Raw genomic sequence first — 20,955 nt, 5'->3', positions numbered from 1 at the left:
GGCTTATTCAAGCCTGTCCAGTTTTCTCCCGGTCCTTCCCTTTATCCGACTCGCCTGCGTTCTTGTTCGCCGCTTCGCGGTCCTGTTTCATTTCGTCCACCGTTTTGACTTTCAGCCGCGCCGCGCCCTCGTTGCCTTCGCGCGTTGGGATCAAGTCCTCTGAAGCCAGCCGCTGTTTCGCTTCCGCGATCGCGCCGCCGTACTGCGGCAGCCATTTCTCTCCGGCCACCAGCATTTCGTCGACCATCTGCCAGATTTCCTTTGGATTGCAGACAGCGCCGACGAGCGGGTCCATCATAAACGCCTGCCGCAGCAGCTTGTCGTCGCCGCTCACCGCCGCTTCCACCGCCAGGCGCTGCACGGAAATGCTCACATTGCAGACGGCGGCCGCCCCGAGCGGGAGTTCGCCGACGACGGGCATCGAGATGCCGCTGCGGTCCACGTAACCCGGCGCTTCGATAATGGCGTCGTCCGGCAGATTGGAGATAATGCCGTTATTGACCGTGTTGAAATGCCCCCGGTACACCCGCCCCGTCTCCAATCCTTCGACGATATACGAACCGTGTTCTTCGCCGCGGTGCTCCGCATCGTATACGAACGCCGGGTCTTTGAGCCAGTTCGGAAAATCGGTCTCGAACCAGCTGCGCCCTTCCGTGCACACCCGCAGATAGCCGCCCGTTTCCCCGTTGATCCAGCTGCCGAGATCGATCCAGTCGTTGATTTCATCCTGGCGTTTGCGGTACCACGGCACATATTCGCTCAGATGGCCGTTCGATTCCGTGCTGTAATAGCCGAAGCGCCGGAGCATATCGATGCGCACTTTCTCGGTCCGGCTGTATTCGGGATGGCGCTCGAACGCTTCCAGCAGCCCTTCCGTCAGATCGCGCCCTTCGTGCTTCGCGGAGATGTACCAGGTCTGGTGATTGATACCCGCGCAGATGATATCGACGTCGTTCTTCTCCAGGCCGTACACTTCCGCGATCTGACGATGCCCGTGCTGCACGCCGTGACACAGCCCGATGGTCCGCACGCCGCCGTACTTGTTGCACGCCCAGGTCAGCATCGCCATCGGATTGGAGTAGTTGAGCAGCAGGACGTCCGGAGCCGCCTGCTCACGAATATCGCGGCAGATCTCCAGCATCTCGGCGACTCCCCGCTGTCCGTACATGATGCCGCCCGCGCACAGCGTATCGCCGACGCACTGGTCCACGCCGTACTTGAGAGGGATGTCCACATCCGCCCCGAATGCTTCGAGCCCGCCGACGCGAATTGTGCAAAATACGTACTTCGCGCCTTCCAGCGCCTGCCTGCGGTCCGTCGTCGGAGCGATCGAAATCTTGAGCCCGTTCTCGTCGATGTCCCGCTGGCACAGCTCCGTGACCATATCCAGATTCCGCCGGTCGATATCCATAAACGCAACTTCGATATCTGCAAATTCCGGCACGCTGAGCAGATCCCGCAGCAGCCCGCGCGTGAATCCGATACTCCCCGCCCCGATAAAAGCCACTTTGAACGACATATGTTTTTCCCCTTCCGTTTGTTGGAGTTTGAGCCTTTCGTTAATCGTTAACGGTCAGGTTCATCTTAGCAGGGAGAAGGAGGTAAGCGTTATCAATATTGTGACCCGTTAAAGCCGGAAGTGTCAAAAATACTCACTTTCCGCTTTGGACGAGCCGGCGCGGGAATCGCGTTCGGCCTGTTCCCGGTACTGCGTCGGCGTGCAGCCTCCGTATTTGCGGAACAGCAGGTGAAAATACTGCCGGCTGGCGATGCCCACATAATCGGCGATATCGGCGATAGGGACGGCGCTTGCGGACAGCAGCATTTTGGCTTTGTCCATGCGCAGGCCGTTCAGGTAGTCGGTCAGCGTGCGCCCCGTATGCTGCTTGAACAGGCGGTGCAGATAGCCGGGATGCAGATTGACGGCGGCGGCGATCTCGCGGACCTGAATGCCGCGGTCGTAGTTCTGGTGCAGATATTCGATCGTGCGGCGGATATACTGGTGCGCGTGCTGACGGCTCGATTGAAGCTGCTCCCGTCTCAGCCGGGCCAGCCGCAGCAGCAGTTCGGCAAACAGCAGGCGCGCCATCACGCCTTCGCCGCCCGCGCGGTCCAGCTCCAGCACCAGCGATTTGAGCGTATGCGGCACTTCTTCGGGATCGGGCAGCACCGCGCTGGCAAAAGGATTCCGCAGCAGCTCGGCCAGCGCCGGTTCTTCCCGGGCCAGCGCGCCGACGCTGAGAGCCGCAAGGTCGCCCTCGGCCGCCGGCGCAAACGCGAACTCCACATTCAGCATCCGGCACGATACGCCTTCCTCGACGATCAGGCGGTGCGGCACATTCGCGTCCAGCAGGATCAGCTCGCCTTTTTTCAAAGCAAAGCGCTCTTCCCGCGCCTCCTCCGCCTTCACGTCCACGATGCAGCTCCCCGTCATCAGGTACATGATCTCCGTGGAGTCGTGGCTATGGTAATCCATGCGGTAAGAGCTCCACTGCTTGTAATAATAGGCGTGAAAACGGGGCCCGAATCTTCCTTCCGGCAGCGACGGTTGAAACAGGCTTCCTCCGAGTTCCGGCACGGCGGTTCCTCCTTAAAGTTCGTTGGGTTTACCGTATATCGGGGCGGCGGTTCGGTCAAGCGCGGCGGGAGGTGTACAGCGGCTGCTCGGATTGAAACGTAATCTTTTATACCATCTTTTTAAAAATCACGTTATCAACGACGAACTTTTTTGCAGCGGTGTCAGGTTACCTCTTTCTTTCCTTGAAACGATTCGATTATGATAAAAGAAAAGCGGTCACCGACAGAAGACGAAGGAGCGAATATCCCATGGAAATTAAAGTTGACGATCTCAGAGGCCCGGAAGTCGCCGCGCTGTTGCAAGATCATCTGCACAGTATGACGCTGCACTCGCCGCCGGAGAGCGTCCACGCGCTGGACCTGGACAAGCTGCGCAGGCCGGAAATCACATTCTGGAGCGCCTGGGAGAACGGCGAGCTGCTCGGCTGCGGCGCGATCAAGGAACTGGACCCGGGTCACGGCGAACTGAAATCGATGAAGACGGACACCCGGCATCTGCGCAAAGGCGTCGCGGAGAAACTGCTGGTGCATATTATCGAAGAAGCGCGCGGGCGCGGGTACCAGCGGATCAGCCTGGAAACGGGTTCGATGGACGCTTTTCTGCCTGCGAGAAAGCTGTACGAGAAGCACGGGTTTGCGGAATGCGGACCGTTCGGGGATTATGCGCTTGATCCGTATAGTGCGTTTATGACGAAGGAGCTGTAAATTTAATTTTCAACCAAACAGCCGAAAGGAAAAGATAGCCAATGCGAATTACCTGCTACGAAGAAGACGGTCTGGGAATGGGCTATATTTACCTGATGCCGCATTCTTACAAAAACGGCGCAGACGATCCGGATAACGAGATCGGAGAGCGGGTGGCGGCCGAGCGGATGGTTATTCCTTATATCGACGATACGGCTGCCGGTACGGACGCTGCGGCCGGATTGGATCGTATGATTGTCGCCGAGCCCACGCTGCTTAATGACTACGGAATCGGATACGATACCGACTTCGGGAACGATCTGGATGCAAACGGCTATATGATCGGAATCGAACTTCGCCTCGACCCCGACCGCTTTGTAAAGCTGATCGAAGAAAAAGCTTTTCGGGTTATTCGTACAACCTGGCACGGACGAGCGTTTAATCTGGTCGCACTCGGTCTGCCGGAGGACGTGTTCGACGAGCGAAACGTCCTCTACAAAATGACGGAGGCCGAAGATGTCTTCGTAATCGTACGGCTGATGACGCCCGCGGAATTTGGAGTCGTTTACGAACCTGCGCCGGCCCCCTCTTACCGTCTGGCCGAATTCCGCGGACTGCTGTCCGCCCGCGACGATCTGTATCCGCCGGCGTATTTGCTGGAACCGGAGTTCATTCTGAGAACACGGTTCTAAACGATCCGGCTTGAAGCGGGATTGTCCCTGCTATTCCAAATAAATCGCCATCTTCTGATCGATAATCCCGATTTGTTTGGAGCTGCCGTCTTTTTCGAGCATGGAGGAGACGATCCTCACTTTTCCCGCTTCGTCCCTGTCGTTTTGAAGCGCTTCGACCACGTCCGTAAGCAGTTTCTTATTCTCCGTATCGTAATAATAATTCACGGCGAGTTGATCCTGGTTCGGCACTTTCAGATATTGATCGCCGTAAAGCCCGATCAGCTCGTCCCGGCTCATCCCGACTTTCGCGCCTCTGGCTGTCTGGTAAACGCCGATCGACTCTTCTCTCAGGTCGATCCCGACAACCCGGTCTTCGCGATAGAACAGCGCGAGTCCGTCCGCGTAGCCGCTGCTGGTATCATACGTTTCCTGCGCTTCGCCCGCCGTCTTCTCCGCTTCCTCGCGGCTCGTCCCGTAGCAAATTCGCGACTTCGCGTCCTCCGTTTTTACCACGCACATATCCCGGTCGGTCAACACATTCGGCTCGAATTCCAGCTCGCCGCTGCCGCAGCCTGCGGTAAACGCTATCGCGATCCCCGCCAATACGCCTATCATTTTTCTGATCAAGCGATCTCCCCCATCTCTGCTTGTATGGATGCTTTGCATCGTCGTCGACTTTTTCTTTTGTACGTATGTATAGCAAATATCGATGCGGATTTATATAAAAAAGTTAACAAACCAAAAACCGAAAGACTCCGGCCGGTTAACCGGTTCGGAATCTTTCGGCAAATTGCGGTTAAAAATTTCGCAGCTTCGCAGCCGGTTTATACGGCTTACGGCGAAACCATACCGCCGTTGGCGTTCAGCGTCTCGCCGCTGACGTAGCTGGATTCCTGGCTCGCCAGGAACACGTAAGCCGGAGCCATTTCTACCGGTTGTCCGGGACGGCCGAGCGGCGTCTGTTCGCCGAATTCCGGCAGTTTCTCCGGCGGCTGTCCGCCCGCTACTTGCAGCGGCGTCCAGACCGGACCCGGCGCGACCACGTTCACGCGGATGCCTTTCGGGCCGACCTGCTGCGCCAGCGCTTTGCTGAACGTGTTGATCGCGGCTTTGGTCGTCGCGTAATCCAGCAGGATCTCCGACGGGCTGTACGCCTGGATCGACGACGTATTGATGATCGAGCTGCCCGGCTTCATGTGCTTGATCGCTTCTTTGCACAGCCAGAACATCGCGTACACGTTCGTTTTGAACGTTTCGTCGAACTGCTCCGTCGTGATCTCGTCGATGCTTTCGCGGAACTGCTGCTTGCCCGCCACGATCGCGAGCACGTCGAGGCCGCCCAGTTCTTTGACCGCCGTTTCGATCAGGTTCACGCAGTAGCTCTCGTCTTTCACGTCGCCCGGAACGGCTACCGCTTTGCGGCCTTCCGCTTCGATCAGCTTGACCACTTCCTGCGCGTCCGACTCTTCTTCCGGCAGGTACGACAGCACGACGTCGGCGCCTTCTCTGGCGTAGGCGATCGCCGCCGCGCGGCCGATACCGCTGTCCGCTCCGGTCACGACGGCTTTGCGGCCGGTTAGACGCCCCGTGCCGCGGTATGATTGCTCGCCCGAGTCGGGGATCGGATTCATCTCGGACTGGATGCCCGGTCCTTTCTGCTCCTGTTCGAATTCCGGTCCGGCTTTGGTAAACTGGGTTGTCGGGTCCTGAAAAGTGTACTGATCGGTCATGATGTATTCCTCCTCGTGTCGAATGTACGATCTCGTGTCGAATGTACGATTTTTCCTGCCTGGTTTCGATGTTCCGCAGTTGAATTCTCTTTGTGTATGTAACCTTCGCGCTTACGGTTTAAACGAGCGCTTTTCGGGTAGGAATCGAAAATTTTATTTGTTGTTTTTTTATTAAACAAACAGCGTTTATCTGGCGGAGTTCACGTTTATAGGGTTAGCAAAGGACTTCTCGATTGTATTTATTTGCGCTTAATTCCGGAACTCTATTATCCCGCAAAGGAGCGAATATCATGCCGAAAGAAACGACGGCCAACAAGGAAGCCATCGAGACCGTCCGCGGTCTGATCGACGATATCGAAACGGCGATGCTGACGACGATTTCGGACAGCGGGCTGGTCTCCCGGCCCATGAGAACGCAGCATATCGAATTCGACGGCGATCTGTGGTTTTTGACCAAAAAAGATACGAGCAAATATACCGAGATTCTCGAAGACCCCCGCGTCAATGTCGCTTATGCGGGCAAGTCGTATGTGTCCATCAGCGGCACCGCGGAATTCGTCGAAGACGACGCCCGCAAAAAAGTGCTGTGGAACAAGGTGTACGAGAAGATTCTCGATACGCCTTACGACGATCCCAATCTGGTGCTGATTCGCGTCAAGACGGAAACGGCCGAATACTGGGAAAGCGGCAGCGCGATCAAGATGGTCACCCATCTGCTCAAAAAAGCGGTCGGCAAAGGCTCGGACCCCAAGTCCGAACCCGGCATCAACGAAACGGTCGACCTGACGGAAACGCCGAAGAATTGAAGACGATCGGCTTTGCTTTATGCGGCTGAACGGATTCTGCAATCAGCCGGATACAACCTCCTGATCGTCTCCCCCGGCGCAAACCAAAAAGACCCCGCTCTCGCCTTTTGGGCGGGAGCGGGGTCTTAGGCCGTGTACGCAAACTCAGTTAAATCTGCTTCCTTCGGAGTTTGAAGATACGCCCTATAACGATTTGATGTAAACATAATGAGAAAAAGGCTGGAGAAATAAAGCAAGCGGCAGGACGAATTTAAAATAACTGCGTATAGCCCCTTATTCAGGCTTAATCTTACGTTTTCGAGAAAATAACTGCGCTCATACCACTATTTCGAGCTTTTTCGCTTCGATTCGGCCTTTGGCTCTCGAATAGCTGCACCTGCGTCGCTATTTGAAAAAATCGAAGGGTTTCGCCCCAAATAAGTGTACCTGTGCCGCTATTTTCCGCTTGGAACCCTGCACGGCTTTCTCGACACCCTGAGCCCCCGCGCTCGCCTTCGGGCAGGAGCAGGGGCTTTTTCAAATTCTCTTCTATTTCGTGCGCTTTATTTCGTGCGCTTTATTTCGTTCGCTTTGTTTCACTCGTTCCAATCCCGTTCATTCTACTCCATCGCGCCGATCGTCCGATTCCGAAGCTCAGCAGCTCAGCATTCTTCTACGCAGTTCTTCGCTGCGAAGCAGTTCCGCAAGCGGCATCGGCCGGAAAAAGTAGTAGCCCTGCAGCAGATCGCAGCCGAGCGAGACGAGCAGCCGGCGCTGTTCTTCGTTCTCGATGCCTTCCGCGACTACCGACATGCCCAGCTCCCGTCCCATTTCCACTACGCCGCGAATCAGCGCGCGGCCGATCCGGTCGGTACGGGCACCGCGGCACAGCGCCCCGTCCAGCTTCAGCGTGGAGACCGCCAGATCGCGCAGCAGGCCGATTCCCGCAGACTGCTGGCTGCCGAGATCGTCCAGCGAGAAAGTCACGCCCCACTGCCGCAGCTGATCGACCTGCTGCACGATATGCCGGCTTTCGCAGCGCTGCAGCGTCTCATTGAGTTCGATCTCGATCTTCGACGGCGGACAGTTCGTTTCCATAAAGATCTCCGCCGCATAGTCGGCGAAGTGCGGATCACGCAGCGACTTGGCCGTGATATTCACATGGATTCGCCCGGCCGGCCGGATAAGTCCCGCCGCCAGGCAGGCTTCCCTCAACACCCACAGATCCACCTGCTCGATCAGGCCGGCCGCTTCGGCCATCTCGATCGCTTCGATCGGCGGGATCATGCCGCGCAGCGGATGGCGCCAGCGCAGCAGCGCTTCGTAGGAATCCGCCGCGCCGCTTTCCGCGCCGACGATCGGCTGGAAGTACAGCTCGAACTCGTTCTTGCGCAGCGCTTCCCGCACGTCGAGCTCCTGCTGCTGGTCTTCGATCTGGAAAATGCCGATTCCGTCTTTGCCGTCTTTCTTGATCCGGTACATGGCGGTATCCGCCCGCTCGATATACTGACGCAGCGAATCGGCCTGCAGACAGGCGCCGATCGAAAGCGTCAGCGATTCTTCCGGATCGGTCAGCGGCAGTTCCTCCTTCTGGAACGCTTCGACCAGCCGCTCCACCGCCTGCTGGACAAGCGCCTCGCTGTCGGTCGGCAGCACGACCACGAATTCGTCGCCGCCGTACCGGCACAGCAGCCAGTCGTCGTCGGCCGCTCTGCGGATCGCCCGGGCCAGCGATTGCAGCACCCGGTCTCCCATCGCGTGTCCGTAGCGGTCGTTCACTTCTTTGAAATTGTCCAGATCCATAAAAATAACCGACTTCGGCGAATCTTCCAGGTCGCGTTGGCAGAAGCTCTCCAGCGCGCTGTGGCGCAGAAATCCGGTCAAGTCGTCGTAATGCGTGGACTGTTCGAGATCGAGCAGCCCGGAGATAACCGAAGCGGTCTGTTCCAACTGCTCGATGTCTTCGCCGGTAAACACCCGTTCCCGGTCCAGGCCGCAGATGGTGCCGTACAGTTCGCCGCCCTGCAGCCGAATCGGCACGCCGACAAAGCTGGCTTTGCCGATATCGGCGGTTACGGGCAGATCGCGGGTCAGCGAAGAAAGCGTCGTATCTTCGATAATGATCGGGCCTTCGACGTCTCCGACGAGTCGGCAGTAGGTTATATGATAAGGAAGGACTGCGCCTTCCTCGATAAGCGTTTCCCCGGCGTTCCAGGCGCTCACGATGGTGTTGGTTCTTCCGTTGTTATGAGCCATAAAAAAAGTATTTGCGTCGATGACGGAGTGCAAGAGTGAGAACAGCGTTTTGGACATAGCTCGGATGAGTTCCTCACGCTGCTCCTTCATCGGTTTCATAATGAGCCTCCCTGGGTCTCAAGATACAATCCTTTTAGGTACTTATTCCTATTATATAACATAAGCTACCAACCATCGACTGAAACATTTTTTGGTTTCCAATTCCAGAACTGTACGCGAACGCAAAAAGCCCCGATCCGGGACGCGCAGAAAGACCCGAAGCTCCATAAAGAACTCCGGGTCTTGGTCGCTGTTTTTGCTTACATGCGGACATGCTTCCGTTTATCGCTTACCGGCCGGCTTCGTATTCTTCTTTCAAAATCGAATAGTAGGCGCTGTCCACCAGTTTGCCGTTCGATAAATGGTCTTTGCGCCGCGTTCCTTCATGCGTCATGCCGAGCCGAAGCATCATCCGGCCGGAATTGACGTTGCCCGTCTCGTGCGCCGCGTGCACCCGTTCCAGGCCCAGCACGTCGAAAGCCAGTCCGAGAATCAGCAGGCCCGCTTCGGTCATGTAGCCGTTTCCCCAGTAGTGCCGGCTCAGCGTGAAACCCAGATCGGCGCTGCGCGTCGAATCGTCCACCCGAAACTCGATCGAACCGATCAGTTTTTGTTCGCTTTTCAGCACCAGGGCGAACTTGCCGATCGGCTCGCGCAGATAATAATTGGCGATCAGCCGCTCGGTCTGCTCGAAATTCTTGGGTTCGGCAAAAATAAAGCGCGTCGTTTCTTCGTCGGACGTGTATTCGGTCATATCGGCGGCGTCGTCCAATCGGATCGGGCGCAGCAGAAGGCGTTCTCCTTCAAGGGTGCGGTGTTCGGCCAGCCTTACAGCAGTCGTTTTCATCGTTCACGCTCCGTTTCGTCGTGCTATTGCCTTGTCGCCGATGTCCCGTGCGGTTTATCGGGGCGGCGGTTCAAAAGCCCTTTCACTTAATCACGCTTCGACCGCTTTGTCCAGTGCCGATTAAGCATCGCGAACAGTCTTTGGGCGAAAACACGAACAAGCCGCTCCCGCTCCCCGCGCTGCGGAGAACGGAAGCGACGGTCGACTCGCGCCGCTGGTTCGGTTTACTTGATCGACGCCGCGTAAATCGCCTGGATCGAGCGCGACAGCGTCTCGTCGAATTCTTCGCCGGTCTGGCCGAAGCTTACGCCTTCCGCCAGCGCGCGGGAGAAGCTCGCGATCAGCCCCGGATTGCGCGTCAGGCGCTCGTTGGCTTCGCTCTGCGTATAGCCGCCGGACAGCGCCACGACGCGCACCACATGCGGATCGTCCATCAGGTCGCTGTAGAAGCCGTCCGCCGCCGGAATCGACAGCTTGAGCATAATGCGGACCGAATCGTCCAGCTGCGACAGCTGCCGCTTGATCTCATCCTTCAGGATGCGTTCCGATTCTTCCCGGTCGGAACTGCGGATATCGACTTCCGGTTCGATGATCGGAACCAGCCCCGCCGCGAAGATCCGCTTGCCCAGTTCGAACTGCTGCTCCACGGCCTGCTTGATGCCGCCTTCGTTCGCTTCGTGGATCACCGAGCGCATTTTCGTCCCGAAAATATGCTTGTCCGCCGCGCGTTCGAGCAGATCGTCCAGGTCCGGCATCGGCTTCATCAGCTGCACGCCGTTTTCCTGTTCGGCCAGGCCTTTGTCCACTTTCAGAAAAGGAACGATGCCTTTCTCTTCCCACAGATAGTCCGCCGTCGACTTCCCGTCGATCTCGCGGTCCATCGTATTCTCGAACAAGATCGCCCCCAGAATATATTTCGAGTCGAACGCCGGGCTCTTGATGATCCGCGTCCGCATCGTATGCACCGCCAGGAACATTTCGTCGTCGTTCGAATACGTATCTTCCTTGACTCCGTAATGCAGCAGCGCCGTCGGCGTACTTCCCCCGCTCTGATCGAGCGCCGCCACAAACCCTTTTCCCGTCCGCATCCGTTCAAGCTGTTTGTCGTTCATCTGTCGCCCTGCCCCTTCCTTGATTGGATTTCCATTTATTATTACCCTTGTCCGCCGCGCCAAACCCGGGCTTTGAAACGTTTGCTCGGCGGCCGCGTATTGTATATGGTAAAATCAAACAAGAAAGCGATCTAATATGAAACAGGTTCCAGAGAACCGCCAATCGGAGAAAGAGAGGCTCGACTATGAATGAACAAACGATCGCTCGCGCAGCGCTGCTGGCCGAGAACGCACTGGAGATCAAACGCGAATTCAAATGGAAAAATGCAATGACCGGCCGTCTGGCCGCTCTGCTGTACGCGGCTCAGGACCGGCCGGCGGACATCGAAGCCATTCGGGCGCAGTACGAGCAAATCAAGCAAAACACAAGCGGTTTCTCGCCTTTCCGCAGCACGATGGCGCTATCGATCTCGGCTTTCCTGTCGATGTCGGACGACCCCGCCGCGCTGCTGTCCGATATGCTGGAGGTATACGAGCTGCTCAAAGAAGACGGATTCAAAACTTCCGACTTTCTCGCAATGGCCGCCTACCTGATCGCCGCCGCCGGACCGGAAATGCGGATTACCGCCCTGGATCGGACCAAAGCCTTCTACCATGCGATGAAAAAAGAGCACCGCTTCCTTACGGGGCGCGACGATTACATCTTCGCGGCCATGCTCGGCCTGTCCGACCTGGACGTCGAAACCGGCGTGACGCAGATGGAACGTGCTTATGCCGCCCTGCGCGGCGAGCTGCGCGCCGGAAACGGTCTCCAGTCGCTGACCCAGGTGATGACGCTGGCCGGCGGCGGGGAAGCCGTGGACCGCGTGCTGGGCATGCGCGAAGCGTTCCGCGCCCGCGGCATCCGTCTCGACCAGCAGTATCTGCTGCCGGTTCTCGGCGTGCTGGCGCTGCTGCCGATCGAAGCGCCGGCGGTCGCGGAAGAAGTATCGAAGATGTTCGATTTCCTGCGCGAGCAGCAGGGCTTCGGCCGCTGGTCGGCGACCAAGCAGGAAGTGATGATGCTGGCCGCCGCTCTCGTGTCGCAGGAGCATGCCGACGAAGTCGGCCGCGGCGAGCTGCCGGCCGCTCCTTCGACCAGCCTGGCGAACGTCATGCTGGCGCAGCATGCGGCATTGGCGGCCGCGGCAGCGGCTGCGGCCAGCGCCGCCGCGGCTTCCAGCTAAAGAGGCTGGCGGATCGCAAGATCCGCAGCCTCAGGCTGTCGAGAAAGCCGGGTATTGTTCCAAACGGAAAATAGCGGCACAGGTACACTTATTTTGAGCGAAACCCTTCGATTTCTTCAAATAGCGACGCAGGTGCAGCTATTCGGGAGCCAAAGGCCGAATCAAAGCGGAAAAGATCGAAATAGATGTATGAGTGCAGTTATTTGCTCGAAAACGTAAGAATAAGCCGGAATAACGGCTTATACGCAGCTATTTGGATTCTTCTTGCCGCTGGCTTTATTTCTCCAGCCCTTTCCCGACCTTTCCTTCCAATCGAACCCGCCTAAATTAGGTTTACATCCAATCGTTTCTCGACAATCCGGCTGCGGATCACAAGATCCGCAGTCTTTTTACCTGCTCTGTGTTTTCCTGGTACCAAACCATGACGATGTCGCCGGCTTTCAGATCGGCGGCGGTCAAAGCAGGCGACGAGTTCGTGTCGGGGCTCTCGCCGGTTTCGGACGAGGGTTCTACGTCGTCGCCGGTACCCGGCGTTTGCGTCTCGCCGGTTCCGGACGAGGTTCCCACGTCGTCGCCATTATCTGGCGTTCGCGTCTCGCCGGTTTCGGACGAGGGTCCCACGTCGCCGCCGGTACCCGGCGTTTGCGTCTCGCCGGTATCGGACGAGATCTCCGCGTCGGAGCCGAGGCTCAGCGTAACCGTCTCGCCGGTGGCGGTCCAGCCCGTCGCGTCGGCCGAAGCGCCGCCGGGCGAGCGTTCGGCGCGGTCGCCCGCGTCGGAAGCCTGTTCGACAAGCTCCAGCGTGACGGCGCCTTCGTCGGCGCTGACGACGCGGCCGATCAGGTCCGCGTCCATCGCTTCGCGCATGGCGCTTCCGCCGTCCGCGGAAGCGTCGCCGCCGCGGCCTCCGAAGTTTCGGCCGCCGGTTCCGCCGAAACCGCCGTCTCCGCCGGCCGGACCGTCCGCTCCGCCGCGGTCCGAATTCCTTCCCGGCCCGGCGTTCATGCCGCCGAAGCCGCCTCCGTTCGCGCCGCCGCCCATGCCGGCTCCGAGACCGGCCGAACCGCTGCCGGCGCTCGGGATATTCTGCGCGGCGATCGCGCTGCACGAAGCGAGGAGCAGAGACGCGCCGAACACTCCCGCCGCGAGCGCGGTTTTCCTTTTGCCGAATACGGTTCGCTTAGATTCCGCTCTTCTGCGCATGATGCAATTCCTCCTTCTCCGTCTCCGGCAGCAGCCGGCGGCCCAGGCTCGTCTTCGCAAGCAGGACAAGCCCGTCGCGGAACCCCAGGTAAGACAGCACGATCAGCAGCGGATAGACCGGGTACAGGTATCTCGATTTGATTTCCCACAGGATATAGAAACCGATAAAACCGAGCAGGATCAGCACAGGGAACACCTCGCCGTACCTTTTGGCCTGGATGCCCAGGAACAGTCTCAGCCCGATGCACGCGTACATGAGAATATTCATCGTGTACAGTACCCACAGCAGCCCGCCGCGCGCGGCGGAATCGCCTTCGAACAAGTCGGTGGCCCACGTCGTATAGCTGTAGCTGCCGGAGATCGTCGAACCGCCGAACCCGCCCTCCGAAGAGCTGCCGTTGCCGATACCGTACCGGTCGATCTGATACGTGCCTTCCGTCCAGATCCACACGATCTTTTTGACATACATCCCCAGCAGCTCGCCCGGCGAAGCGTCCGACAGCTTCTCGCGGATCGACTGCTTGTACAGCTCCGTGCTCGCCGCTTTGTCGTAATCCGCTTCGCGCTGGTAGATCCGGTAGCTCTGCATATTGTCCCAGAAGCCGATCCGGTCCAGGTTGATGCCCATGTTCAGCCACATATAGACGGGCGCGGAATTGGCGGTGACGGACGATTCGACTTTGCCGGATGCCTGAAGCGCCGCGTTCTGCGTCCAGGAAGGAACGTTGAACAGGGCGGCGAGCAGAGCGATCGACAGCAGACTTTTGCGCACCCCGATCCGGCGTATGCCGAGCAGAATCGTAATCGCCGCCGCGATCAGCACGATCACGCCGACGCCGCGGAAATAGTTGCCCAGCGCCAGCAGCACAGCGGCGAACGCGATAAACTTGAACGACTTCGTCCGCATAAAGCGCAGAATGAAATAGATCGCCGATGTCAGCAGCCCCGTGCCCACCACGTCGTTGTAGATCAGGTTGGACATCAGCAGCGCAGGCGCGTAAGTCGCGGCGAACAGCAGCGGACCGTAGTCGTTTCCTTTTGCCGCATTCCCCGCTTGATAACCGCGCAGTTCGCCGTAGATCAGATGCACCATCAGCGTCGTAAGCACCGCGAACAGGATATTGAAGATCTTGATGACCAGGTAATTGTCGGGAAAGATCGCCAGCAGGCTTTTCAGATACAGCACGACCGAGAAATTGAACGGAAACATATGCAGGTACCCGCCGGGCTCGAACGTCGAATAATCGCCCCGGTACAGCATATCGAGCGCCAGCGACAGCACGGTCTGCGAGTCGTCCGTGGGCAGGCGCGGAAACAGGAAGATCAGCGCGATCTGGATCGCGAACGAACCGGCCAGCACCGACGGAATCACGATTCGCGCACGATAGCGGTTCAGCCTTCGGCACAGCCGGTGCAGCATCAGGGCCGCGAACGCCAGTACGACAAGCAGCCCGATAAACAGCAGCGGCTTCTGCGTACTCAGCATCGGATTGTCGTTATAAGCGGCATAGTTGTATTCGGCGCGAACGAAGAACGAAGACACGACGAACAGGCCGATAAAAAAAGTAAGAATCAGATACAAAATCTTTTTGACGGCTTCCGGCATGATGCAGCTCCTTTACGGCAAAATAACCCCTGTTCGAAAAAGGAGTCCTCCCGAAGCGTATTATAAGCGCCCACCCTGAAAATTAGCTGAAAAAGCGCAAAAGGAATTACACGCGATTTTCACTTTAAATAGTTTAAAAAGTCCGATTGGCTCCAATTTCGATTATTCATGTGAAAAACTTCACAATTTGATTCAATTCGCAATGCTAGACTAATCCCGAAGAAAGTCGAAAAAACACGCACTAACAGGGGGTTACACAATGAAACGCAACAAAACATGGATCGTGCTGCTGATGCTCGCGCTGTCGGCCGTGCTGGTGATCGCAGGCTGCGGGAACGCAAGCACGTCCAAAACGGCAAACACGGAAAGCGCGGCGGAACAAACGGAAACGGCCGCAGGCACGGACAAAGACGCCCAGGCAAGCACCGATACGGACAAAGAAGAAACCGAAGCGACTTCGGGCGCCTCGGAGATCAGCTACACGCCGCTCGACCAGCTTCAGGACCAGTACGACATTATCGTGATCGGCGGCGGCGGCGCGGGCATGACGGCGGCGCTCGAAGCCAAAGCGGCGGGCATGAACCCGGTCATTTTCGAGAAAATGCCGACAGCCGGAGGCAACACGCTCAAATCGTCTTCGGGCATGAACGCTTCGGAAACGAAATTCCAGAAAGAACAGGGCATCGAAGACAGCAACGACAAGTTCTACGAAGAAACGCTCAAAGGCGGACACGACACCAACGATAAAGAAATGCTGCGCTACTTCGTCGACAATTCGGCGGGCGCGATCGACTGGCTGGACGCTCACGGCATCACGCTCGACAACCTGACCATTACCGGCGGCATGAGCGAGAAACGCACGCACCGTCCGACGGACGGATCGGCGGTCGGCCAGTACCTGGTCGCCGGCCTGGTGAAAAATGTGCAGGAGCAGGAGATTCCGCTGTTCGTGAACGCCAATGTTAAAGAAATTACGCAGGAGAACGATACGGTCAGCGGTGTAAAAGTTACTTTTAACGGCACCGACGACAAGAATATCTCCGCCAAAGCGGTGATCGTGGCGACCGGCGGCTTCGGCGCGAACAAAGAAATGATCAAGGAAGTTCGTCCGGACCTCGACGGCTACGTAACGACCAACCAGGAAGGCAGCACCGGCGACGGCATCAAAATGATCGAAGCGCTCGGCGGCACGACGGTCGATATGGATCAGATCCAAGTCCACCCGACCGTCCAGCAGGAAAATTCGTACCTGATCGGCGAAGCGGTGCGCGGCGAAGGCGCGATCCTGGTCAACGCCGACGGACAGCGGTTCGTCAACGAAATGGACACCCGCGACAACGTAACGGCGGCGATCACCAAGCTGGACGGCCGCGCCGCTTACCTCATTTTCGATTCCGGCGTGAAATCGCGCGCCAAAGCGGTCGAGCAGTACGAGAAAATGGGCTTTGTGAAAACGGGCGACTCCATCGAAGCGCTCGCCGACGAAATGAATCTTCCGGCCGAGCAGCTGCAAACGACGCTGGGTGCGTGGAACGAAGCCGTGAAGAATAAAAAGGACGCCGATTTCAACCGCGAAACCGGCATGGACAACGATCTGTCGGCCGGTCCGTACTACGCGATCAAGATCGGCCCGGGAATCCACTACACGATGGGCGGCGTCAAGATCAACACCGACACCGAAGTCGTAACCAAAGACGGCAAAGCCATTCCGGGACTGTTCGCCGCGGGCGAAGTCACCGGCGGGCTGCACGGCCAGAACCGCATCGGCGGCAACTCCGTGGCCGAGATCGTCATCTTCGGCCGCGAAGCCGGCGTGAAAGCGTCGGAGTTCGCCAAAGCGAATCAGTAAGCGGCATCGTGCGGCAGGTAATCGGTAAGCGATGAACGTTAAAAGACTGGATAAACAAAACCCCGGCTCCCTCTCACGGGAGACCGGGGTTTTTGCTGCTGTTCGGCCGCTTAATCGAAGCACAGATTATCGTATGCGGCTTAATTCATCCATCATCGCCGGACGGCTCGCATAACGTTCGGTCAGCAGGCCGACCAGTTCATCCCGGCTTTCACGTCCCGCCGTTTTCGCATACCGCTCGATCATCCGGCAGACGACCCAGTACTTTTTGCGATTGGAAGCTTCCGACGCCTTTTGTACAATATGATTTTTGAAGATCGTATGGACTTCATCCCGGTAAGCGCTTAGCAGAACGCCGATATAATCTTCGATACGCTCGGGATTGGCCTGAACGTACTCCAGTTGGGCCGGAAGATCCCGATGATCCTCGATGAGCCGTTCATACAGATCTCCCATGCGCCAGCTGTCCATTTCTTTCAGTTTGCTTTTAACGTGTTCGTACAGCTCCGCTTTATCCGTTTCGCCCCATTCTTCCAACTCGGCATAATACTCGTACTCGCCGTCAAGCAGCAGTTCTTCGGCCAACTGCAAACAGTCGGCTTTGCGATTGAGTTTTTTGTAAGCGGCATAGCGGGCTTTTTTCCACTGCGTCACCAATCCCGGCAGCTTTCGATCCAGGCGTTCGCCTTCTTCGGCCAGCCGCAGCGCCTCCTTGGCGTCTCCCTCCTGCATTTTCCGATCGATCTGAGCCTGTCGAAAAGAAGGGAGTTCCAGCCGGGATTCCAGAAAACGCTGCGCCTCCTCTGCTTCTCCGTATTCCTCGATCAGCTTCAGCAGCATGCCGTTTAAAGACTCCACTTCATAACCGCTGTAATCGCGTCCTTCCTGTTTGACCCGGGCGATCGATTTTTCGATCTCGGCTATCAGCCGCTTTCTCGGACCTTTCAAGCCCGCGAAGTCTTCACAGCACCGCAAAACGACCAGACGCCAATCGCTCCATTCTTCGAATATATCGCTTCGGCTCAATTCAAGCAGCCGTTCGAATAACCGCTCACGCATATCGCTTTCTTCAAGCTCGGCGTTCTTCGTAATCCAGCCTATTTTCGACAGGGCTTCGTCAACCACGTAACCGATATCCCCATTGGAATCGTCCGCGTAATCGAACGACCGTATCGCTTCTTCCAGAACGGTGATCGCAAGCTCAAGCTCAAGAAAAAGATCTTCGTCCTCGGTATTGGCGTCCAGAATCGCTGCGACTTCTTCCGCAAACTGCCGAGTATCGCGCACAGTAATAAAACCGTGTCGATCTCCACAGCGTTTGGCAATCGCCTTGATCAGCTTGCGGTATTCTTCGGACTGCCGCTTAGGATTCTTTTGGCCGCGACTCTTCTTGCTATCCTGCATCAGCAGGCGCTGCGCCAGCACTTCGTCCCGTTCCGCCGCCTGCAGGACGATCCCGATCAGCTCCTGCTTGTCCAAAGCGGAAACCGCTTGTTGAAGCTTCTTTTGCTGCGTCATTTTGTTTGGTCCTCCTCTTCTTCAATCCGCGCTCCCCGTTTAAGCACAGTTCGTTTTGGCTTTATGATACACGTTTAGACCCGGACGAAGCAAAAAGGAAGCGGCTGATTCGCCGCTTCCTTACGCTCTGTCGAGCCGTCACTTTCTTCTCTAAGCCAATTCGGACTCGTCCGTGCCGGTAATCACCGCCGCGATGCTGCCGCGCAGCTCCGCTTCGCTGCGCGCCGCATACGGGTCCGAGCCGAAGATTACGGCGTCGGACAGATAGCCTTCAGCGATAGAGCCCAGCTCGCCGGATCGGCCGAGAATGCGGGCCGCGTCCGAGGTGGCCGCGATCCAGGCTTCTTCGCGATTCAGGCCGTAGTCCAGAAGCGTATACAGCTCCTGCAAATTGCGTCCGTGCAGATGCGGCGTGGCATAATCCGTGCCGAAGCCGATACGCACACCGGCGCGCTTGGCGTAAGCGACCGCGTTCGCATGGGCTTCCACCGCCCGGGCGGCCCGGTCGCGGATCACGGGCGGCAGGCCCAGCACACCCTGCGGATCGGCGGCGATCCGGTAGATCGAGGCCGTCGGCACAAACGCGACATTCGCTTCGGCCAGGCGAGCCGCCTGATCGGCGGTCAGGAACATGCCGTGTTCGATCGACTGCACGCCCGCGCGGGCGGACCAGTCGATGGCGGCGCCGCCCCAGGCGTGGACGAATACTTTGCGTCCGTTCTCGTGCGCATAGCGAACCAGGAAAGCGAATTCGTCTTCGGTGAAGACGGGATCGGTTACGCTCTCCGTCGGCGCGCCGAGCCCGCCCGTCGCCATGATCTTGATCCAGTTGGCGCCGGAAGCGAATACTTCGTCCGCTTTGCGCTTCAGATAATCGGCGCCCCGCGCGTCGGCCGCGCCGAACATATGGCTGCCGTTGTCGATCCGCAGCGGCTGACGATACTCCCGGACCAGATGCGCCGCCGCGGCCGGCGTCAAACCGCCCGCGTCCCGCACGGTCGTGACGCCGGTGCGCAGCGTCGCTTCGAAAGCCCGCGCCTGCATCGCTTCGACTTCGGCCGGGTCGCGCTTGTCCTGATCGGCATGGTCGAAATCCGTCCATGCCATATGCGTATGCAGGTCGATCAGACCGGGCGTTATCCACAGCTCGGAGCCGTCCACGATCTCCGCGGCCGGATCGGAAGATCCGGCCGACTCGGCTTCTTCACCCTGCGCGGCTGCTCCGGCCTGCGTGGCTGCTCCGGCCTGTGCAGCCGCCCCGGCCGCGGCGGCTGCATCCGCTTCCCGAACCGACACGAATCGGCCGCTCCGGATCTCCACATCGAACCGCTTATCCGGGATACCCGCGATCGCGATCCCTTTGAAGCTTTTGCGTTCCGGCTTTGCGAGGATCATCGCGCGGCCTCCCATACGCTTCGCACGGCGGCAAGCGCCGCCGCTTCGTCCGTTTCCAGCAGTCCGGCCAGCGTCCGGACCGCTTTCTCCACGCTTTCCTGCGAAGCATTCGCGCCGAAATGATTGATGCGCAGCAGCCGTCCGCGCAGCTCGCCGTCTCCGGGCGCCACGATGCCGACAGGCTGCCCGATCCGCAGCCGGTCTTCCCCGCCGATCCGTACGGTCGTCGTCAAGGTGGAACGCCGCGACGCGTCCCGCTGCCAGCCTTCAAGCCCCAGGGCTTGCAGTCCGGCAGCCGCCGATTCCGCCGCAAGCTCGTGCCGGCGAATCACCCGATCCAATCCTTCCGCTTCCGTATCGGCCAGCGCCGCGATCAAAGCGCGGGCTTCGAGCGTCGGAATGCTCGGCGGCACGCGGAATGCTTGACCTTCGCCCGGAGGGCGCAGGTCGAGCAGCGACAGAATCGAATTGCGCGGCGCGCGCGCATTCGATTCGATATACGCCCAGCCGCGCGGCGAGACCGATACGGCGCTGACGCCGTTGGGTCCGCCGAGCGCTTTCTGCGCGCCGATCGCGACCAGGTCCGCGCCCCATGCGTCGATCGGCAGCTCCTCGCCGCCGACCGCCGATACGGAATCGATCACGCTGATCAGCTCGTGCCGGCGAGCCAGTTCCAGTATGGATTTTGCCGGATTGGAACCGCCCGTTACGACCTCGGCGTGCACAAACGAGATCGCCTGCGGCTGCGAGCTTGCAATCGCCGCTTCCACTGCTTCGGCGGTCACCACTTCGTCGAACGGGACGCGCAGCTCGACGACCTCGGCGCCTCCGCGCTCCAGCCATTCGCCGAACAGCGTTCCGTAAGGACCCGTCACAATATTCAAGAAGCGTCTGCCCGGCGCGGCAATCCCCGCCGCAATCGCTTCGATTCCGATAATTGCTTCGCCCGGTATAATCACCGGCGCATGCTGCGTTTGCAGCAGCTCCCCGAGCAGCTTCGTCAGCGTATCGTATTCGGCGCGCGTCAGCGGCACAAAGCCGGATTGTACAGTGTTCATGGGTTTCCTCCGTTCTTCTATTGTTCTGTCGTTCTATCGTTCTATCGTTCTATCGTTCTATCGTTCTATCGTTCTGTCGTGCGGCGAGTATTCCATCGTGCTGCGAGATGCGAGAAACCGGACCGGCGCTGCATCGATTTCGCTGCTTTCTCGTTCCATACTCCAAAATGCTGACCTAACGATCACATTTTTGTCCAAATCGATGCGGCTTGATAAAAATGCTGACCAAATGTGCGAATTTTTCCTCGTTCGCTGCATTTTAGTCGTCCAATGTTGAAAAATGCTGACTAAATGCTCACTTTTCTTGATTTCCGGCTCGGTTCGGGCCAAAAAATGATCAAAAAGTCAACATTTCCACCTTAGCCAAGCCCAACCAGCAGTTCAGGCGCTTGGCGATCCAGCTTTTTAACCCTGGTTTTGTCCTGCCGTATTTTGCTTTGTATTGCTTTGTATTGC

The 20,955-nt window shown here is 58.2% G+C and carries 17 protein-coding genes; 5 read left to right on the top strand and 12 right to left on the bottom strand.

Translation table 11 applies throughout. The features are described 5' to 3' along the window. Positions 1–7: 7 nt before the first annotated feature. Positions 8–1,519: an alpha-glucosidase/alpha-galactosidase gene (melA, locus tag QWJ34_RS24980; RefSeq protein WP_302731818.1), complete on the bottom strand. Its 1,512-nt coding sequence runs from the start codon at positions 1,517–1,519 to the stop codon at positions 8–10. A gap of 123 nt (positions 1,520–1,642) precedes the next feature. Beyond that, positions 1,643–2,578, bottom strand: coding sequence for an AraC family transcriptional regulator (locus QWJ34_RS24975; protein WP_302731817.1), 936 nt, complete (start codon positions 2,576–2,578; stop codon positions 1,643–1,645). A 248-nt stretch (positions 2,579–2,826) separates the two neighbouring features. Between QWJ34_RS24975 and QWJ34_RS24970 the strand changes: the two genes are divergently transcribed. Continuing rightward, the gene (locus tag QWJ34_RS24970) at positions 2,827–3,282 is read left to right on the top strand and encodes a GNAT family N-acetyltransferase (protein ID WP_302731816.1); all 456 of its coding nucleotides are present in this window, start codon (positions 2,827–2,829) and stop codon (positions 3,280–3,282) included. Between the two features lie 41 nt (positions 3,283–3,323). Next, positions 3,324–3,953, top strand: a complete 630-nt coding sequence (locus tag QWJ34_RS24965) for a hypothetical protein (RefSeq protein WP_302731815.1) — start codon at positions 3,324–3,326, stop codon at positions 3,951–3,953. Between the two features lie 30 nt (positions 3,954–3,983). Here QWJ34_RS24965 and QWJ34_RS24960 read toward each other — a convergent pair whose 3' ends face one another. Next, positions 3,984–4,562: a hypothetical protein gene (locus tag QWJ34_RS24960; RefSeq protein WP_302731814.1), complete on the bottom strand. Its 579-nt coding sequence runs from the start codon at positions 4,560–4,562 to the stop codon at positions 3,984–3,986. A 206-nt stretch (positions 4,563–4,768) separates the two neighbouring features. Beyond that, entirely contained in the window at positions 4,769–5,665 is an 897-nt protein-coding gene (locus tag QWJ34_RS24955) for an SDR family oxidoreductase (RefSeq protein ID WP_302731813.1), read from the bottom strand. Between the two features lie 290 nt (positions 5,666–5,955). Between QWJ34_RS24955 and QWJ34_RS24950 the strand changes: the two genes are divergently transcribed. After that, positions 5,956–6,471, top strand: a complete 516-nt coding sequence (locus QWJ34_RS24950; RefSeq protein WP_302731812.1) for a pyridoxamine 5'-phosphate oxidase family protein — start codon at positions 5,956–5,958, stop codon at positions 6,469–6,471. Between the two features lie 633 nt (positions 6,472–7,104). On the opposite strand, the gene QWJ34_RS24945 is transcribed toward QWJ34_RS24950, so the two are convergent. The 3 genes from QWJ34_RS24945 to QWJ34_RS24935 form a co-directional block, all read right to left on the bottom strand. Beyond that, positions 7,105–8,805, bottom strand: a complete 1,701-nt coding sequence (locus tag QWJ34_RS24945; RefSeq protein WP_302731811.1) for a putative bifunctional diguanylate cyclase/phosphodiesterase — start codon at positions 8,803–8,805, stop codon at positions 7,105–7,107. 229 nt (positions 8,806–9,034) lie between these two features. After that, a complete protein-coding gene (locus tag QWJ34_RS24940; RefSeq protein ID WP_302731810.1) occupies positions 9,035–9,592 on the bottom strand; it encodes a GNAT family N-acetyltransferase in 558 nt (185 codons plus the stop codon). A 224-nt stretch (positions 9,593–9,816) separates the two neighbouring features. Next, positions 9,817–10,704, bottom strand: a complete 888-nt coding sequence (locus QWJ34_RS24935; protein WP_302731809.1) for a fructose bisphosphate aldolase — start codon at positions 10,702–10,704, stop codon at positions 9,817–9,819. Positions 10,705–10,889: 185 nt separating this feature from the next. Here QWJ34_RS24935 and QWJ34_RS24930 point away from each other — a divergent pair, with 185 nt between their 5' ends. Continuing rightward, on the top strand, positions 10,890–11,870 hold the full coding sequence (locus QWJ34_RS24930) for a DUF4003 family protein (RefSeq protein WP_302731808.1): 981 nt from the start codon (positions 10,890–10,892) through the stop codon (positions 11,868–11,870). 369 nt (positions 11,871–12,239) lie between these two features. On the opposite strand, the gene QWJ34_RS24925 is transcribed toward QWJ34_RS24930, so the two are convergent. Beyond that, positions 12,240–13,073, bottom strand: coding sequence for a hypothetical protein (locus QWJ34_RS24925; protein ID WP_302731807.1), 834 nt, complete (start codon positions 13,071–13,073; stop codon positions 12,240–12,242). After that, positions 13,051–14,679 carry a glycosyltransferase family protein gene (locus tag QWJ34_RS24920; RefSeq protein ID WP_302731806.1) on the bottom strand — a complete coding sequence of 543 codons (1,629 nt, stop codon included), beginning with the start codon at positions 14,677–14,679 and terminating at the stop codon, positions 13,051–13,053. The genes QWJ34_RS24925 and QWJ34_RS24920 overlap by 23 nt, the downstream gene beginning before the upstream one ends. Positions 14,680–14,938: 259 nt before the next feature. Between QWJ34_RS24920 and QWJ34_RS24915 the strand changes: the two genes are divergently transcribed. Next, complete coding sequence (locus tag QWJ34_RS24915) at positions 14,939–16,528, top strand: flavocytochrome c (protein WP_302731805.1); 1,590 nt, start codon at positions 14,939–14,941, stop codon at positions 16,526–16,528. 126 nt (positions 16,529–16,654) lie between these two features. Here QWJ34_RS24915 and QWJ34_RS24910 read toward each other — a convergent pair whose 3' ends face one another. From QWJ34_RS24910 to QWJ34_RS24900, 3 genes are all read right to left on the bottom strand, one after another. Then, on the bottom strand, positions 16,655–18,046 hold the full coding sequence (locus QWJ34_RS24910; protein ID WP_302731804.1) for a hypothetical protein: 1,392 nt from the start codon (positions 18,044–18,046) through the stop codon (positions 16,655–16,657). Between the two features lie 150 nt (positions 18,047–18,196). Next, entirely contained in the window at positions 18,197–19,441 is a 1,245-nt protein-coding gene (locus QWJ34_RS24905; RefSeq protein WP_302731803.1) for an amidohydrolase family protein, read from the bottom strand. Then, positions 19,438–20,499 (bottom strand): aminotransferase class V-fold PLP-dependent enzyme, encoded by a 1,062-nt coding sequence (locus tag QWJ34_RS24900; RefSeq protein WP_302731802.1) that lies wholly within the window; start codon positions 20,497–20,499, stop codon positions 19,438–19,440. The genes QWJ34_RS24905 and QWJ34_RS24900 overlap by 4 nt, the downstream gene beginning before the upstream one ends. Positions 20,500–20,955: the final 456 nt, after the last annotated feature.

Origin of the sequence: Saccharibacillus sp. CPCC 101409 (assembly GCF_030518235.1) — a bacterium.
In the GTDB taxonomy this organism is placed as follows: Bacteria; Bacillota; Bacilli; order Paenibacillales; family Paenibacillaceae; genus Saccharibacillus.
Note: the sequence above shows the minus strand (reverse complement) of the source record. Positions and strands in the feature narration are given on the sequence as shown.